Annotated in this window: 13 protein-coding genes; 7 read left to right on the forward strand and 6 right to left on the reverse strand. The window is 60.0% G+C overall.

All coding sequences use genetic code 11. The features are described from left to right. The first annotated feature begins 71 nt into the window (after nucleotides 1-71). Nucleotides 72-1,307 (forward strand): sterol desaturase family protein, encoded by a 1,236-nt coding sequence (locus tag AB4P94_RS07580; protein WP_395610041.1) that lies wholly within the window; start codon nucleotides 72-74, stop codon nucleotides 1,305-1,307. On the opposite strand, the gene AB4P94_RS07585 is transcribed toward AB4P94_RS07580, so the two are convergent. Continuing rightward, nucleotides 1,288-1,923: a DedA family protein gene (locus tag AB4P94_RS07585; RefSeq protein ID WP_395610042.1), complete on the reverse strand. Its 636-nt coding sequence runs from the start codon at nucleotides 1,921-1,923 to the stop codon at nucleotides 1,288-1,290. The two genes, AB4P94_RS07580 and AB4P94_RS07585, sit on opposite strands and share 20 nt — an antisense overlap. A 208-nt stretch (nucleotides 1,924-2,131) precedes the next feature. On the opposite strand from AB4P94_RS07585, the gene hemB reads away from it, so the two are divergent. After that, nucleotides 2,132-3,145 carry a porphobilinogen synthase gene (hemB, locus tag AB4P94_RS07590; protein ID WP_395610043.1) on the forward strand — a complete coding sequence of 338 codons (1,014 nt, stop codon included), beginning with the start codon at nucleotides 2,132-2,134 and terminating at the stop codon, nucleotides 3,143-3,145. 18 nt (nucleotides 3,146-3,163) lie between these two features. Beyond that, a complete protein-coding gene (gene ppk1, locus AB4P94_RS07595) occupies nucleotides 3,164-5,386 on the forward strand; it encodes a polyphosphate kinase 1 (protein ID WP_395610044.1) in 2,223 nt (740 codons plus the stop codon). A gap of 165 nt (nucleotides 5,387-5,551) precedes the next feature. Here ppk1 and ppx read toward each other — a convergent pair whose 3' ends face one another. The 5 genes from ppx to AB4P94_RS07620 form a co-directional block, all read right to left on the reverse strand. Beyond that, the gene (gene ppx / locus AB4P94_RS07600) at nucleotides 5,552-7,054 is read right to left on the reverse strand and encodes an exopolyphosphatase (RefSeq protein ID WP_033897523.1); all 1,503 of its coding nucleotides are present in this window, start codon (nucleotides 7,052-7,054) and stop codon (nucleotides 5,552-5,554) included. Nucleotides 7,055-7,289: 235 nt separating this feature from the next. Continuing rightward, nucleotides 7,290-8,027, reverse strand: coding sequence for an amino acid ABC transporter ATP-binding protein (locus AB4P94_RS07605; protein ID WP_395610045.1), 738 nt, complete (start codon nucleotides 8,025-8,027; stop codon nucleotides 7,290-7,292). Continuing rightward, nucleotides 8,014-8,664: an amino acid ABC transporter permease gene (locus tag AB4P94_RS07610; protein ID WP_395610046.1), complete on the reverse strand. Its 651-nt coding sequence runs from the start codon at nucleotides 8,662-8,664 to the stop codon at nucleotides 8,014-8,016. Before AB4P94_RS07610 ends, AB4P94_RS07605 begins: the two co-directional genes overlap by 14 nt. After that, entirely contained in the window at nucleotides 8,661-9,329 is a 669-nt protein-coding gene (locus tag AB4P94_RS07615) for an amino acid ABC transporter permease (RefSeq protein ID WP_348058762.1), read from the reverse strand. The genes AB4P94_RS07610 and AB4P94_RS07615 overlap by 4 nt, the downstream gene beginning before the upstream one ends. Before the next feature lie 17 nt (nucleotides 9,330-9,346). Continuing rightward, the gene (locus tag AB4P94_RS07620) at nucleotides 9,347-10,132 is read right to left on the reverse strand and encodes a transporter substrate-binding domain-containing protein (RefSeq protein WP_016973084.1); all 786 of its coding nucleotides are present in this window, start codon (nucleotides 10,130-10,132) and stop codon (nucleotides 9,347-9,349) included. Nucleotides 10,133-10,387: 255 nt separating this feature from the next. Here AB4P94_RS07620 and AB4P94_RS07625 point away from each other — a divergent pair, with 255 nt between their 5' ends. The 4 genes from AB4P94_RS07625 to AB4P94_RS07640 all read left to right on the forward strand — a co-directional run bounded on the left by AB4P94_RS07625 (nucleotide 10,388) and on the right by AB4P94_RS07640 (nucleotide 15,186). Continuing rightward, nucleotides 10,388-11,083, forward strand: coding sequence for a FadR/GntR family transcriptional regulator (locus AB4P94_RS07625; protein WP_395610047.1), 696 nt, complete (start codon nucleotides 10,388-10,390; stop codon nucleotides 11,081-11,083). Nucleotides 11,084-11,204: 121 nt separating this feature from the next. Continuing rightward, the gene (trxA, locus tag AB4P94_RS07630) at nucleotides 11,205-11,534 is read left to right on the forward strand and encodes a thioredoxin TrxA (RefSeq protein ID WP_015886460.1); all 330 of its coding nucleotides are present in this window, start codon (nucleotides 11,205-11,207) and stop codon (nucleotides 11,532-11,534) included. Nucleotides 11,535-11,768: 234 nt separating this feature from the next. Further along, nucleotides 11,769-13,028 (forward strand): transcription termination factor Rho, encoded by a 1,260-nt coding sequence (rho, locus tag AB4P94_RS07635; protein WP_003176825.1) that lies wholly within the window; start codon nucleotides 11,769-11,771, stop codon nucleotides 13,026-13,028. 154 nt (nucleotides 13,029-13,182) lie between these two features. Continuing rightward, nucleotides 13,183-15,186 carry an acyltransferase family protein gene (locus AB4P94_RS07640; RefSeq protein WP_395610048.1) on the forward strand — a complete coding sequence of 668 codons (2,004 nt, stop codon included), beginning with the start codon at nucleotides 13,183-13,185 and terminating at the stop codon, nucleotides 15,184-15,186. Nucleotides 15,187-15,218: the final 32 nt, after the last annotated feature.

Genomic DNA, 15,218 nt, shown 5'->3' on the forward strand with positions numbered 1-15,218 from the left:
CACCTGTTGCCAATGGGCTCCGGCGCCGCTACACCTAATCTTGATGTAACAAAAACAAGCCGGACTAGCCCATGGACTTCGTGCCTTACGCGGTACCGTTTTTCATCGCCCTCATCGTGGTGGAGCTGCTCGCCGACCGCTGGCGTGGCGCGAGCAACTACCGGGTGGCGGATGCCATCAACAGCCTCAGCACGGGCGTGTTGTCGACGACAACCGGCTTGCTGACCAAAGGCGTAGGGTTGCTGACCTACGCGTTCGCCCTCAAACACCTGGCGTTGATCGAGCTGTCCGCCCAAAGCCTGTGGACCTGGGTGTTCGCTTTCGTGTTCTACGACTTCTGCTATTACTGGCTGCATCGCATGGGCCATGAGCGCAACATCCTCTGGGCCGCGCACTCAGTGCACCACCAAAGCGAGGACTACAACCTCACCACCGCCCTGCGCCAGACCAGCACCGGCTTTCTGCTGAGCTGGGTTTTCTACCTGCCCCTGGCCGTGCTCGGCGTGCCGCTGGTGGTGTTTATCAGTGTGGCCTCGCTCAACCTGCTGTACCAATTCTGGGTGCACACGCGCCATGTGCCCAAGCTCGGCTGGTTCGAGTGGTTTTTCGTCACGCCGTCCAATCATCGGGCGCACCACGCACAGAACGCTCTCTACATGGATCGCAACTACGGCGGTGTGTTCATTATTTGGGACCGGCTGTTCGGTTCCTTCCAGGAAGAAGACGAAAACGAACCGGTGATCTTTGGCGTGACCACGCCGTTAGCCAGTTGGAACCCGCTGTGGGCCAACCTGCAGTTTTATGCACAGCTGTGGAGTGATGCGCGACGCACCGAGCGCTGGTGGGACAAGCTGCGCATCTGGTTCATGCGCACCGGCTGGCGCCCGGCGGACGTGAAGGCAAAGTACCCGCTGGCCAAACACGACCTGAGCCAGTTCCGCAAATTCGAAGTGCCATTGGACGCGCGCCAGCAACTCTACATCGCCCTGCAATTTGCGGCGTACGTGGGGTTTGGCAGTTATTTGATGAATTTCGGCGAAGGGCTGCCCACGGCGGCGCTGGTGCTGGGCTGGGGCGCGATGGCGCTGGGGCTGTTTACGCTGGGCGTGGCCCTGGAGAATCGCCCCTGGGCGCTCAAGGCCGAACTGACACGGCTGGGGCTGAATGTGCCGCTGGTATGGCTGGCGCCGCTAGCGGGGTTGTGGCCTGCCAGCAACCTGGGCTGGCTGGGCCTGGTGAGTTACAGCCTGCTCAGTGTGATTGGTCTCTACTGTTGCAGAGGCCGGCTTACTCGACTGGCGTCTTAGGCGTCTGCACCGGCGCCGGCTCGGCGGCGAGCCGGGCCTTGGCGTCTGCACAGGCCTGGCGGGCGATGCGGGCGTTCTTGAAGCGCCGGCGCAGCCACAAGCCGAAGCCCAACAACAGCAAGGCCCCCAATACCCACAGTTCGTATTTCTTGACGCTGCCCAGCATGCCTTCCAGCACCGCGCCGAAGTGGTAGGCCGCAGCACCCAGCGCCGCTGCCCATATGGCCGCGCCGATCCCGTTGAGAATCAGGTAGCGCACCGGCGGGTAGCCCGACAAACCGATCGCCACCGGCATGACCGTGCGCAAGCCGTACACGAAGCGAAAGCTCAGCACCCAGATGTCCGGATGTTTGCGGATATGTTCCAGCGCCTTGTCACCCATCAATTGCCAGCGCGGCTTGCGTGCCAACAGCTTGCGGCCGTGCTTGCGCCCCAGGAAGTACCACAACTGGTCGCCGGCGTAGCTGCCACAGAAGGCAACGATGACCACCAGGTTGATATCCATGTAACCACGGAACGCCAGGAAGCCTGCGAGCACCAAGATGGTCTCGCCTTCGAAGAAGGTGCCGAGGAAGAGGGCAAAGTAGCCGAAGTCATGCAGAAATTGTTGAAGCATGGTCTAGGGTGCTGGCGAAATGAACGCGCAGCCTACGCCTTCGTGAAGATTCATGAAAGTATCGAGATGTGTCATGAAGTGAACAATTCCTACGTAAATAGCGAATGCGACTACAGGTCGCATCGTTAAGCACAACTGTCATTCCTTCGTCATAATGGCCGCTTATAACTGCAACGCTCGCCCGTAAACGCGGGCTCAGGAGTCTGTCGTGAGCTTTACCCCTGCCAATCGCCTGTTCCCCGCCACCCGTCTGCGCCGTAATCGCCGTGATGATTTTTCTCGCCGTCTGGTTCGTGAAAACGTACTGACAACGAATGATCTGATCCTGCCGGTGTTTGTGCTGGACGGCGAAAATCGTCGGGAAGCCGTGGCGTCGATGCCGGGTGTGGAGCGTCTGACCATTGATCAGTTGCTGATCGAGGCGGCGAATTGGGTTGAGCTGGGGATTCCAGCGTTGGCGCTGTTCCCTGTCACGCCAACTGAACTCAAAACCCTGGATGCCGCCGAAGCCTGGAACCCTGAAGGTATCGCCCAGCGCGCCACCCGTGCCCTGCGCGAGCGTTTCCCGGAGTTGGGCGTGATCACTGACGTGGCGCTGGACCCGTTCACCACCCACGGCCAGGATGGCATTCTCGATGAAGACGGCTATGTTGAAAACGACATCACCGTCGATGCGCTGGTCAAGCAAGCCTTGTCCCACGCAGCGGCTGGCGCCCAGGTGGTCGCGCCGTCGGACATGATGGACGGCCGCATCCAGGCGATTCGCGAAGCCCTGGAACTGGCCGGCCACGTCAATGTGCGGATCATGGCCTACTCGGCCAAATACGCCAGCGCCTATTACGGCCCGTTCCGCGATGCGGTGGGCTCGGCCCTGAACCTGGGCAAGGCCAACAAGGCCTCGTACCAGATGGACCCGGCCAACAGCCAGGAAGCCCTGCACGAAGTGGCGGCCGACCTGGCCGAAGGCGCCGACATGGTGATGGTCAAGCCCGGGATGCCGTACCTGGACATCCTTTACCGGGTCAAAGAGGAATTCAAGGTGCCGACCTTTGTCTATCAGGTCAGCGGTGAATACGCCATGCACATGGCCGCGATCCAGAACGGATGGTTGAGTGAAGGGGTGATCCTCGAATCCCTGACTGCCTTTAAACGTGCGGGGGCTGATGGCATTCTGACCTACTTTGCCGCCCGCGCTGCCCAATTGCTTAGAGAGCAACAATAGCCCTCACAGGAACACTCGATGAATACCGAAGGACTCTCCGAAGTTGCCGTAAAAGACGCTCACCCGGTGGTGGAACAAGTCACCGAGACCCCGCCGGAGCTGGAGCCAGCCGCGCCTGCCGTGGTGGCCGAACCGCCCGTGCAGGCCCCGGTGGCGGCGGTGACCAACCTGGATGACAGCAGCCTGTACATCCACCGCGAGCTGTCACAACTGCAATTCAACATCCGCGTGCTGGAGCAGGCGCTGGATGAGTCTTACCCGTTGCTTGAGCGGCTGAAATTCCTGCTGATTTTCTCCAGCAACCTGGACGAGTTCTTCGAAATCCGCGTCGCCGGCCTCAAGAAGCAAATCACCTTCGCCCGCGAGCAAGCCGGTGCCGACGGTTTGCAACCGCATCAGGCCCTGGCACGCATCAGTGAGTTGGTGCACGGCCATGTGGACCGCCAATACGCGATCCTCAACGACATCCTGTTGCCGGAACTGGAAAAACACCAAGTCCGCTTCATCCGTCGCCGTCACTGGACCACCAAGATCAAAACCTGGGTGCGCCGTTATTTTCGTGACGAGATTTCGCCGATCATCACCCCGATCGGCCTCGACCCGACGCACCCGTTCCCGTTGCTGGTGAACAAGAGCCTCAACTTCATCGTTGAGCTGGAAGGTATCGACGCCTTTGGCCGCGACTCGGGCCTGGCGATCATTCCGGCACCGCGCCTGTTGCCACGCATCATCAAGGTACCGGAAGAGGTGGGGGGGGCTGGCGATAACTATGTATTCCTCTCGTCGATGATCCACGCGCACGCCGATGACCTGTTCCAGGGCATGAAGGTCAAGGGCTGCTACCAGTTCCGCCTGACCCGTAACGCCGACTTGGCGCTGGACTCCGAAGACGTCGAAGACTTGGCCCGTGCCCTGCGCGGCGAGCTGTTCTCGCGGCGCTACGGCGATGCGGTGCGCCTGGAGGTAGCCGACACCTGCCCGAAACACCTGTCGGACTACCTGCTCAAGCAGTTCAACCTGGCGGAGTCCGAGTTGTACCAGGTCAACGGCCCGGTGAACCTGACGCGCCTGTTCAGCATCACCGGCCTGGACAGCCACCCGGAGCTGCAATACAAGCCGTTCACCCCGCAAATTCCAAAGCTGCTGCAAAACAGCGAGAACATTTTCAGCGTGATCAGCAAGCAGGACATCCTGCTGCTGCACCCGTTCGAGTCGTTCACGCCGGTGGTCGACCTGCTGCGTCAAGCGGCAAAGGACCCGCATGTGTTGGCCGTACGCCAGACCCTGTACCGTTCCGGCGCCAACTCGGAAATCGTCGATGCCCTGGTAGACGCCGCGCGCAACGGCAAGGAAGTCACCGCCGTCATCGAATTGCGTGCGCGCTTCGATGAAGAGTCGAACCTGCAACTGGCCAGCCGCCTGCAAGCGGCGGGCGCGGTGGTGATCTACGGCGTGGTCGGCTTCAAGACCCACGCCAAGATGATGCTGATCCTGCGCCGTGAAGCCGGTGAGATCGTGCGTTACGCCCACTTGGGTACCGGTAACTACCACGCCGGCAACGCCAAGCTTTACACCGACTACAGCCTGCTGACCTCTGACGACGCCTTGTGTGAAGACGTCGGCAAGTTGTTCAGCCAGTTGATCGGCATGGGCAAGACCTTGCGCATGAAGAAGCTGCTGCACGCGCCGTTCACGCTCAAGAAGGGCATGCTCGACATGATTGCCCGCGAAACCCAGTTCGCTCTCGACGGCAAGCCGGCGCACATCATCGCCAAGTTCAACTCGCTGACCGATCCGAAGATCATCCGCGCGCTGTACAAGGCCAGCCAGTCCGGCGTGCGCATCGACCTGGTGGTGCGTGGCATGTGTTGCCTGCGCCCGGGCATTGTCGGGGTTTCGCACAACATTCACGTGCGCTCGATCATCGGCCGCTTCCTGGAACACACCCGAGTGTTCTACTTCCTCAACGGCGGCGAAGAGCAGATGTTCCTCTCCAGCGCCGACTGGATGGAGCGCAACCTCGACAAGCGTGTGGAGACCTGCTTCCCGGTGGAAGGCAAGAAACTGATCATGCGGGTCAAGAAGGAGCTGGAAAGCTACCTCACCGACAACACCCACAGCTGGAGCCTGCAGTCGGATGGCCGCTACGTGCGCAACACGCCAACCGGCAACCAGAACCCGCGCAGCGCACAGGCGACGTTGCTGGAGAAGCTGGGTAGCCCGATTCTTGCGGTGAATTAAAACCCGACACAAACCTAATGTGGGAGCGGCGGTGCGACGATTCGACTTGCCCGCGATAGCGGTAGCTCAGTCAGCGATGCATTGACTGATACTCCGCCATCGCGGGCAAGTCGAATCGTCGCACCGCCGCTCCCACATTTGTTTGTCTGTGTGCTCTAGAACCGGTCAGCGCAGGTTCAGGCTGAACCCCACCCGCGTCAGCCACTCCGCTTCCTGGGCGAAGTCGGCCTGGGTCAGCTGGTTTTCATCCAGCCAGCCTTTGGGGAAGACCACGTCGAGGCTGTCGCCATTGGCGCGCAGGGTGACCTGGGGCATTTCCTGGGTGCCACGGATGTGGTGGAACAGGATCGCGAAGCGCAGCAGCACGCACAGGCGAATCAGCTTGATGCCTTCGTCGCCGAATTCGGCAAATTTGTCTTTGGGAATGTTGCGGCGATGGCCGCGCACCAGCAATGCCAGCATCTGTTGGTCTTCGCGGGAGAAACCGGCGAGGTCGGAGTGCTCGATCAGGTAGGCGCCGTGCTTGTGGTAATGGTAGTGGGCGATGTCCAGGCCCACTTCATGCACCTTGGCCGCCCAACCCAGCAGTTCGCGCCAGACACCATCTTCCAGGTCCCAATCCTCGGCCACTTGGTCGAAGGCGTGCAGGGCTTTGCGCTCCACGCGGGCGGCTTGTTCCAGGTCGACGTGGTAACGCTCCATCAACGAGGTGAGGGTACGCTCACGCACGTCTTCGTGATGATGGCGACCCAGCAGGTCGTAGAGCACGCCTTCGCGCAGGGCGCCGTCGCAGTGGTCCATGCGTTGCAGCTCAAGGGCGTCGAAAATCGCTTCGAGAATCGCCAGGCCTGCCGGGAAAATGGTGCGACGGTCGGGCTTGATGCCGTCGAAGTCGATTTTCTCTGCATCGCCCAGCTTGAACAGCTTGCGCTTGAGCCACGCCAGGCCTTCGGCGTTGACCTCGCCAGTGCCATGGCCGCCAGCTTTGAGCGCCAGGCCGATGGCGCGAATGGTGCCGGACGAGCCGATGGCTTCATCCCAGGTGAGGCGGTGCAGGGCGTGTTCGATGCTCATGATTTCCAGGCGCGCTGCCGTGTAGGCCTGGGCGTAGCGCGCCGGGGTGATCTTGCCGTCCTTGAAATAACGCTGGGTGTAGCTGACGCAGCCCATTTGCAGGCTTTCGCGCAGCAGCGGTTCAAAGCGTTGGCCGATGATGAATTCGGTACTGCCGCCACCGATGTCGGCCACCAGGCGTTTGCCGGGTGTATCGGCCAGGGTGTGGGATACGCCTAGATAAATAAGACGGGCTTCTTCACGACCGGAGATGACTTCCACCGGGTGCCCGAGGATCTCCTCGGCGCGGCGGATGAATTCGCCACGGTTGCGCGCTTCACGCAGGGCGTTGGTGCCGACGATTCGCACGGCGCCCAGGGGCATGCCGTTGATCAGTTGGGCAAAGCGCTTGAGGCAATCGAGCCCGCGCTGCATGGATTCTTCATTGAGCTGGCGCTCATCGTCGATCCCGGCAGCCAACTGTACTTTTTCGCCGAGCCGCTCAAGGATGCGGATTTCGCCGTTCTGGGCCTTGGCCACGACCATGTGAAAGCTGTTGGAGCCCAGGTCGATGGCGGCGATCAGGGACAGATTCTTGGCTTGGGATTGCGGCATGGTTTGGGGGTCTCGGTCGATAACCCAGCCATCGTGCCACGATCGACCGCTGACGCCAACGCGTTGTGCTTCAGTAATTTTTTTGATGCTGTCTGTGGGAGATTCTTGCGGGAAATGTAGGGCGAGTTGCACGCACGCATTGAAAAAGTTGGTTGATGTTGTAGGGCGTCTCAACCGCCCAGCCCTTCAGGCGCGCGACCAAGCGCACCTGAAGGGCTGGGCGGTTCCGAGCGGATCAGTCCGGTTGTTCCACCGAGCCAATGAAGTTGGCGAATTCCGGCGTTCTGGGGTTGGCGAACAAGGTTTTGGGGTCGCCCACTTCATGCACTTTGCCTTGGTGCATGAACACCAGCTTGTCGCCGACCTCCCGGGCGAAGCGCATTTCGTGGGTCACCATGATCAACGTCATGCCGTCTTTGGCGAGTTGGCGCACCACGCTGAGCACTTCATTGACCAGTTCCGGGTCCAGGGCCGAGGTGATTTCGTCGCACAGCAACACTTTGGGCGACATGGCCAGGGCGCGGGCAATGGCCACGCGCTGTTGCTGGCCGCCAGACAAGCGATCAGGGAAGGCATCGAATTTCTCACCCAGCCCGACCCGTTCCAGCATTTGCTTTGCCAACTGAGCAGCCTTGGCCTTGGGCACTTTTTGCACCACCTGCGGCGCGAGCATCACGTTCTCGCCCACCGTCAGGTGCGGGAACAGGTTGAATTGCTGGAACACCATGCCGACTTTCTGCCGCAGGGTGCGCAGGTCGGCGCGGGCGGCGTCGAGGTATTCGCCATCGACTTCGATCACGCCGTCGTTGATCGATTCCAGGCCGTTGAGGGTACGCAGCAAGGTGGATTTTCCCGAGCCGCTACGGCCGATAATCGCCACCACCTGGCCTTCTTCCACCGTCAGGTCGATGCCTTTGAGTACGTGGTGATCGCCGTAATACTTATGCAGGGCGGAAATTCTAAGCAGAGGCATGCAGTCTCCTTTCCAGGTAGCGCGCACTGAGGGACAAGGGGTAGCAGAGTAAAAAGTAACCAAGCGCCACCAGGCCGTAGACCATGAAGGGCTCGAAGGTGGCGTTGGCGAGCATGCCGCCGGTTTTGGTCAGTTCGGTAAAGCCGATGATCGAGGTGACCGCGGTGCCTTTGACCACTTGCACCGAGAAGCCCACGGTGGGCGCCACGGCAATGCGCAGCGCTTGGGGCAGGATTACGTAGCGCAGTTGTTCAAGCGGGTTGAGCGCCAGGCTGGCCGAGGCTTCCCACTGCCCATGGGCGATGGACTCGACGCAGCCACGCCAGATTTCGGCGAGGTAGGCGCTGGTAAACAAGGTCAGGGCAATCGCCGCCGCCAGCCAAGGCGAAATGTCGATGCCGAGCAGGGCAATGCCGAAAAACACCAGGAACAACTGCATCAGCAGCGGCGTGCCTTGAAACAGTTCGATATAGGTGCGGGCAATGTTGCGCGGGAAGGCCTTGCGGCTGATGCGCATCGTCATCACCAGCAAGCCGATCACACCGCCGCCGACAAACGCCACCAGCGACAGCAAAAGCGTCCACTGCAGGCCGGTGGCCAGGTTGCGCACGATGTCCCAGAAGGAAAAATCACTCATCGGCTGTTCCTCATCACGTAACGACGGCCGATCCAGTTGAGCAGCTGGCGAATCATCAATGCCATGCACAGGTACACCAGGGTGGTCAGTGCGTAGGTTTCAAAGGCGCGGAAGTTGCGCGACTGGATAAAGTTGGCGGCAAAGCTCAGTTCTTCGGTGGCGATCTGTGAACAGACCGCCGAGCCGAGCATCACGATGATGATTTGGCTGCTCAGGGCCGGCCACACCTTGCCCAGCGCGGGCAGCAGCACCACGTGGCGGAACGCTTCGAAACGCGTCATCGCCAGCGCGGCTGCGGCCTCCAGCTGACCTCGAGGGATGGCCTGGATGCCGGCGCGGATGATTTCGGTGGAGTAGGCGCCCAGGTTGATCACCATCGCCAGTACGGCGGCTTGCCATTCGGTGATCTTCAGCCCCAGGGACGGCAGGCCGAAGAATATGAAAAACAACTGCACCAGAAACGGCGTGTTGCGGATCAACTCGACATACACACCGAAGAACCAGGCGAATGGCTGGATCTTCCAAGCCCGGACCACGGCGCCGACGGTACCCAAGGCCACGCCGAGGATCGCGCCGATAGCCGTCAGCTCAAGCGTGAACAAGGCGCCGCGCAACAGCAGGTCGGTATTGGCCAGCACCGGCATAAAGTCAAATTGATACGCCATCAATCAGCTCCGTCGCTTCACAGGTCAGCGGGCAACGGCTCTTTGAGCCATTGCATTGCATTCTTTTCCAGGCTGCCGTCGGCCTTGGCCGCGACCAGGATCTGGTTGACCTTCTCCAGCAGTGCCGGCTCGTTCTTGTTCACGCCCACGTACACCGGCGAGTCCTTGAGTTTTACTTTCAGCGCCGGTACGCGCTTGGGGTTGCGCTCGCTGATCGCCACCATCACCACGTTGCCGCTGGCAATCAGGTCAACCTGGCCGGCCAGGTAGGCGGCAATGGTCGAGTTGTTGTCTTCGAAGCGCTTGATGGTGGCTTCCTTCGGCGCCACGGCGGTCAGCTCGATGTCTTCGATGGCGCCACGGGTCACGCTGATGGTTTTGCCCTTGAGGTCGTCGGTGGTGCTGATCGGCGCGTCAGGCGGGCCGAACACGGCCAGGTAGAAGGGGGCGTAGGCCTTGGAGAAGTCGATGACCTTTTCGCGCTCGGCGTTTTTGCCCAGGCTGGAGATCACCAGATCAACCTTGCCGGTGGTGAGGAACGGAATACGGTTGGTGCTGTTGACCGGTGTCAGCTCCAGCTTGACCTTGAGCTGGTCGGCCAACAGCTTGGCGGTGTCGATGTCCAGGCCACGGGGTTTCATGTCCGGGCCGACCGAGCCGAACGGCGGGAAGTCCTGGGGCACGGCGACCTTGAGGGTGCCACGGGCAACGATATCGTCCAGACCGTTGGCCTGGGCGGGTGCGTGGCTCAGCATCAGGCTGGCGAACACGGCAGTGAGCAGGGCGCTGTAGCGCTTGGTCATGGCAACTCTCCGGGAAGGGCGAAGGGATTTTCTGTGTTGGGGCAGTGCACAGCCCATGCCATCACCGTGCGGATCGCCTGTAACGCCGGTGTTTGTTGAGGTCAGGTGGTCTTACTGGTCTGAACAGTGCTCGGGCTTTTCGCACCTTTTTCGAGCGCCGCCAAAACCCCGCGAGCCCCTTTGGGGCGCGGCTTGCCGCCAGCCGAGAATAGCTTTACAACTAGCCGCTCAGTTGACTGGAACCCTGAGTTTTCTATGAATTCCATCGCCCAAGCCGTACCGGAAGCGGCCCTGCAAGCCATCCGCAAACTGATCAAGGAACAGGGGTTTTGCGCGGGTGATGCGTTGCCGTCCCAGCGCGACCTGGCGGTGCAATTGGGCGTCAGCCGTGCGTCGTTGCGCGAAGCGTTGTCGTCCCTGAGTGCCCTGGGAGTGGTCAGTGTGCAGCCGGGCAAGGGCGTATTCGTGCAGGCGGTCGAGGAGTCGCCGGGGTTCGCCTGGCCCTTTGCGGCGCAGGCTACGCCGCTGGATATCTTCCAGTTACGCTATGCCCTTGAAGGTTTTGCGGCGGGGCTGGCGGCGGTGACGTTGACGATCGATGAGCTGGACAGCCTGGAGGATAACGTCGAGGCAATGCGCAAAGTGCTCAAGGCCGGCGACTTCGAAGCCGCCGCCCGGCTGGACTTCGAATTCCACCAGCGCATCCTGCTGGCCAGTGGTAATCAGGCCATGGTGAGTATTCTGAGCGCGAGTGCCGAGGTCTTTCTGGAGAGCCAGAAACTACCGTTCATCAGGCCGGAGCGGGCGATGGAGACCTGGCAGGAGCACCGCAAGATCCTGCGTGCCCTGGCCCGGCGCGCCAGTGCGCCCGCGCAGAAAACCATGCAGGAACACGTGCGCAACGCGGCATTGCGCACCGGCATTGCCTTCGTGACCCCCGTGACGCCGTGAGCCGGGCGATACCCAAACTCATGCGGCACCATAGCAAGACTCAATCAGAGGCGGCTTCCTGAACGGGGGAAGGGCGGCTATGATGGGCCACGTTTTTTTTGCTTACAATCCGGAGACATCCATGAGCAACGATCTTATCAAGCACGTCACCGACGCGACCTTTGAGGCCGAAGTACTCAAGGCTGCTGGCCCGGTACTGGTTGACTACTGGGCTGAATGGTGTGGCCCTTGCAAAATGATCGCCCCTGTTCTGGACGATATTGCGACCACCTACGAAGGCAAACTGACCATTGCCAAGCTGAACATCGACGACAACCAGGAAACCCCGGCCAAGCATGGCGTGCGTGGTATCCCGACGCTGATGCTGTTCAAGAACGGCAACGTCGAAGCCACTAAAGTGGGCGCGCTGTCGAAGTCTCAGCTGCAAGCTTTCCTCGACGCGAACATCTAAGCGTCGTCAAAAAAGCCCCGCAAATCGCGGGGCTTTTTCGTGAAACAGGGCTAGACGCTCCGAAATTCAGGTGTTACATTCGGCCCCGCACTGGTTTCTCCACTGCCCCCTGCAAGCCGTCGCCGACGCATTCCTTTTCGATTAGTACGCGATCCTGTCGCCTTCTCTGCGGCGCGGCCTCATTAAGCCAAAAGCTTAATTTCCCCCCTCCATAAATGATTACGTCATTCCTATATGAATCTGACTGAACTCAAGCAAAAGCCGATTACCGACCTGCTTCAATTGGCCGAAGAAATGGGCATAGAAAATATGGCCCGTTCGCGCAAGCAGGACGTGATTTTCTCCCTGCTCAAAAAGCACGCGAAAAGCGGCGAGGAAATCTCCGGTGATGGCGTGCTGGAGATTCTCCAGGACGGCTTCGGCTTCCTCCGCTCTGCAGACGCTTCCTATCTTGCCGGCCCAGACGATATCTACGTCTCGCCGAGCCAGATCCGTCGCTTCAACTTGCGCACCGGTGACACCATCGTTGGCAAGATCCGCCCTCCGAAGGAAGGCGAGCGTTATTTCGCCCTGCTCAAGGTCGATACGATCAACTTCGATCGTCCCGAGAACGCGAAAAACAAGATTCTCTTCGAGAACCTGACCCCGCTGTTCCCGACCGTGCGCATGAAGATGGAAGCCGGTAACGGTTCCACTGAAGACTTGACCGGTCGTGTGATCGACCTGTGCGCTCCGATCGGCAAAGGCCAGCGCGGCCTGATCGTTGCACCGCCGAAAGCCGGTAAAACCATCATGCTGCAGAACATTGCAGCGAACATCGCACGTAACAATCCTGAAGTTCATCTGATCGTTCTGCTGATCGATGAGCGCCCGGAAGAAGTGACCGAAATGCAGCGCACCGTGCGCGGCGAAGTGGTTGCCTCGACGTTCGATGAACCGCCAACCCGCCACGTGCAGGTTGCCGAAATGGTGATCGAGAAGGCCAAGCGCCTGGTCGAACACAAAAAGGACGTGGTGATCCTGCTTGACTCCATCACCCGTCTGGCCCGTGCCTACAACACCGTGATCCCGAGCTCCGGCAAGGTGCTGACCGGTGGTGTCGATGCCCACGCCCTGGAGAAGCCGAAACGTTTCTTCGGCGCCGCGCGAAACATCGAAGAAGGCGGCTCGCTGACCATTATCGCCACCGCGCTGGTTGAAACCGGCTCGAAAATGGACGAAGTGATCTACGAAGAGTTCAAGGGTACCGGCAACATGGAGCTGCCTCTGGACCGTCGTATCGCGGAAAAACGCGTGTTCCCGGCCATCAACATCAACCGTTCCGGCACTCGCCGCGAAGAGTTGCTGACGGCTGACGACGAACTGCAGCGCATGTGGATTCTGCGCAAGCTGCTGCACCCGATGGACGAAGTTGCCGCCATCGAGTTCCTGATAGACAAGCTGAAAACCACCAAGACCAACGACGAGTTCTTCCTGTCGATGAAGCGTAAATAATACGACGTTTCAAATCTGAGAAAATGGTGCCCTTGTGGGTGCCATTTTTTTTGCGCAAAACAGGGAGGTTTGTGTGCAGAGAGTGTCAGTACAGAAACAAAAAAGGCGAGTACGCCTACGCTCTCTTCCATTTGTATCAGGCTGATTAAGATTTATGACAGCACTTGCTTACCGAAGAGACATTGATGGCTTGCGTGCCATTGCTGTCCTCGCTGTGGTTTTGTTCCATTTTGGGGTTCCCGGGCTCACTGGGGGCTTTGTTGGCGTAGACGTATTCTTCGTTATCTCGGGTTTCCTGATCACCTCGATCATCTGGCGCGAGCGTGAGGCAGGGCACTTCAGCTTTCTGAATTTCTGGGCGCGACGTGCCAGGCGGATCCTTCCGGCATTGCTCGTGATGATGTTTGTGTCGTTGGTGGCCGGCTGGTTTTTGATGGCGCCCAAGGACTATTCGGAGCTGGGCCGCTCGATTCACAACCAGGTTATCTTCATCTCCAACCTGTTCTTCATGCGTCAGGACGGCTATTTCGAGACAGCCTCCGACATGAAGCCCATGCTGCATACCTGGTCGCTGTCGGTTGAAGAGCAGTTCTATATCGCGTTTCCGCTGGTATTGGTGGTGTTGTCGAGCCGCCTGAAGCAGTGGCGGGGCGCTTTGTTTATATTGATGCTGGCGTCATTTGCCGCCAGCGTGTGGGCGGTGTCCAGTGCGCCCGAAAAAGCCTTTTTCCTGTTACCGATGCGCGCATGGGAGCTGCTGGCAGGCTCCATGCTGGCCGTCATGCCGGCAAGGGCTCAACGTATAAGCCCGTTGTGGGCGCAACTCGTCAGCGCTGCCAGCCTCGGTTTGATCCTGGTGGCGGTGGTCGGCTATGACGCCAGTACCGCTTTCCCGGGGGCTGCGGCGCTGTTGCCGGTGTTGGGCGTGGTGGGACTGATCTGGGCCAACGGCCAGCAAACCACGCTGGTGGGGCGGTTGCTCGGCAGCCGGCTGCTGGTGGGCATCGGGCTGATTTCCTATTCGTGGTACCTGTGGCACTGGCCGGTACTGGTGTTTGGCAAGTACGCGAGTATTTTTGGCCTGGCGCCATGGGAAGTGGCCGCGCTGTTCCTGTTGAGCCTTTTGCTGGGCTATGTGTCTTGGCGGTTTGTCGAGGGGCCCTTCCGCGAGCGCCGCTTGTTGGCGGGCAACCGTGCCGTTCTGGCGGCAGGTTTGATTGGGCTCGCCGGTCTGGGGTTGATCGGCAAAGGTCTGGTTTGGTCGGATGGCTTTACCTGGCGCTTGTCGCCCCAGGCGCTGCAATTTGCCAAAGCCTACACTTGGGCGCCTGACCTGATGAACTGTCTGTCGGATGACAAGAAAAACAATCACCGTGAGCTCTGCCATTTTGGCCCGCAAGCCGGAGCGTCGCGCGCGCTGGTTTGGGGCGACAGTCACGCTTCGGCGTTGATCCCGGCGATGAAAGATGCTGCCGGCAAGTATGGTTTCAGTATTACGCAGGCCGGTTATTCCGGTTGTGTACCCTTTTCCCGAAAAGAAAATACGCCCGGCTGCAACGCATACAACGAACGTGTCACACAGCTGCTGAACCGCGATTCATTCAGTGACGTGATGCTGGTCGCGCGCTGGAGCCTGTATGTCTACGGCGAGCGAAACGGTGACACTGGCGCCGCCATTCATGACCCGGTAACGGGGAAATATGACCGTGGCACCGCTGAGCACCTGTTTGCCGAGGGCGTGGCTGCGCTCGTACAGCAACTGCGCGCCAGCGGCCATCGGGTATGGCTGGTCAAGGAAGTGCCGTTGCAGGCGTTCAACGTACCTTATCGGCTAAGCCGCCTGGCAATGCAGGGGCGCCCTACTGACCAGGAAGGCCTGCCGCTGGCTGAACACCTTGAACGCCAGGCGTATATAAGCGCCGTTTTTGCCCGGATTACGGCGGCTGACCCGGGGGTTCAAATGTTGGATCCGGCGCCGAAGCTGTGTGATGCAAACGGTTGGTGCCGCGCCGAGCTTGGCGGGCAGTCGCTGTATACCGATGACAACCATCTTTCCAAGGTCGGCACGCGCTACGTGGAAGGCTTCCTTGATCCCTTCTTCAACACCTTGCGCCAGGTAACCCTTGAGTCGGGTGTGAGTCGTAATGACGCGCAATAAGCTGCCAGCGATCTGAAGAGCAGGTAGGATGT

Origin of the sequence: Pseudomonas sp. B22129 (assembly GCF_044218875.1) — a bacterium.
Lineage (GTDB): Bacteria > Pseudomonadota > Gammaproteobacteria > Pseudomonadales > Pseudomonadaceae > Aquipseudomonas.

Excerpts from the sequence above, each read along its gene's own strand:
- AB4P94_RS07585 (WP_395610042.1), bottom strand. The coding sequence starts at position 1,923 with ATGCTTCAACAATTTCTGCATGACTTCGGCTACTTTGCCCTCTTCCTC.
- AB4P94_RS07580 (WP_395610041.1), top strand. The coding sequence starts at position 72 with ATGGACTTCGTGCCTTACGCGGTACCGTTTTTCATCGCCCTCATCGTG.
- ppx (WP_033897523.1), bottom strand. The coding sequence starts at position 7,054 with ATGCCGCAATCCCAAGCCAAGAATCTGTCCCTGATCGCCGCCATCGAC.
- AB4P94_RS07620 (WP_016973084.1), bottom strand. The coding sequence starts at position 10,132 with ATGACCAAGCGCTACAGCGCCCTGCTCACTGCCGTGTTCGCCAGCCTG.
- AB4P94_RS07610 (WP_395610046.1), bottom strand. The coding sequence starts at position 8,664 with ATGAGTGATTTTTCCTTCTGGGACATCGTGCGCAACCTGGCCACCGGC.
- rho (WP_003176825.1), top strand. The coding sequence starts at position 11,769 with ATGAATCTGACTGAACTCAAGCAAAAGCCGATTACCGACCTGCTTCAA.
- AB4P94_RS07625 (WP_395610047.1), top strand. The coding sequence starts at position 10,388 with ATGAATTCCATCGCCCAAGCCGTACCGGAAGCGGCCCTGCAAGCCATC.
- AB4P94_RS07605 (WP_395610045.1), bottom strand. The coding sequence starts at position 8,027 with ATGCCTCTGCTTAGAATTTCCGCCCTGCATAAGTATTACGGCGATCAC.
- AB4P94_RS07615 (WP_348058762.1), bottom strand. The coding sequence starts at position 9,329 with ATGGCGTATCAATTTGACTTTATGCCGGTGCTGGCCAATACCGACCTG.
- trxA (WP_015886460.1), top strand. The coding sequence starts at position 11,205 with ATGAGCAACGATCTTATCAAGCACGTCACCGACGCGACCTTTGAGGCC.
- AB4P94_RS07640 (WP_395610048.1), top strand. The coding sequence starts at position 13,183 with ATGACAGCACTTGCTTACCGAAGAGACATTGATGGCTTGCGTGCCATT.
- ppk1 (WP_395610044.1), top strand. The coding sequence starts at position 3,164 with ATGAATACCGAAGGACTCTCCGAAGTTGCCGTAAAAGACGCTCACCCG.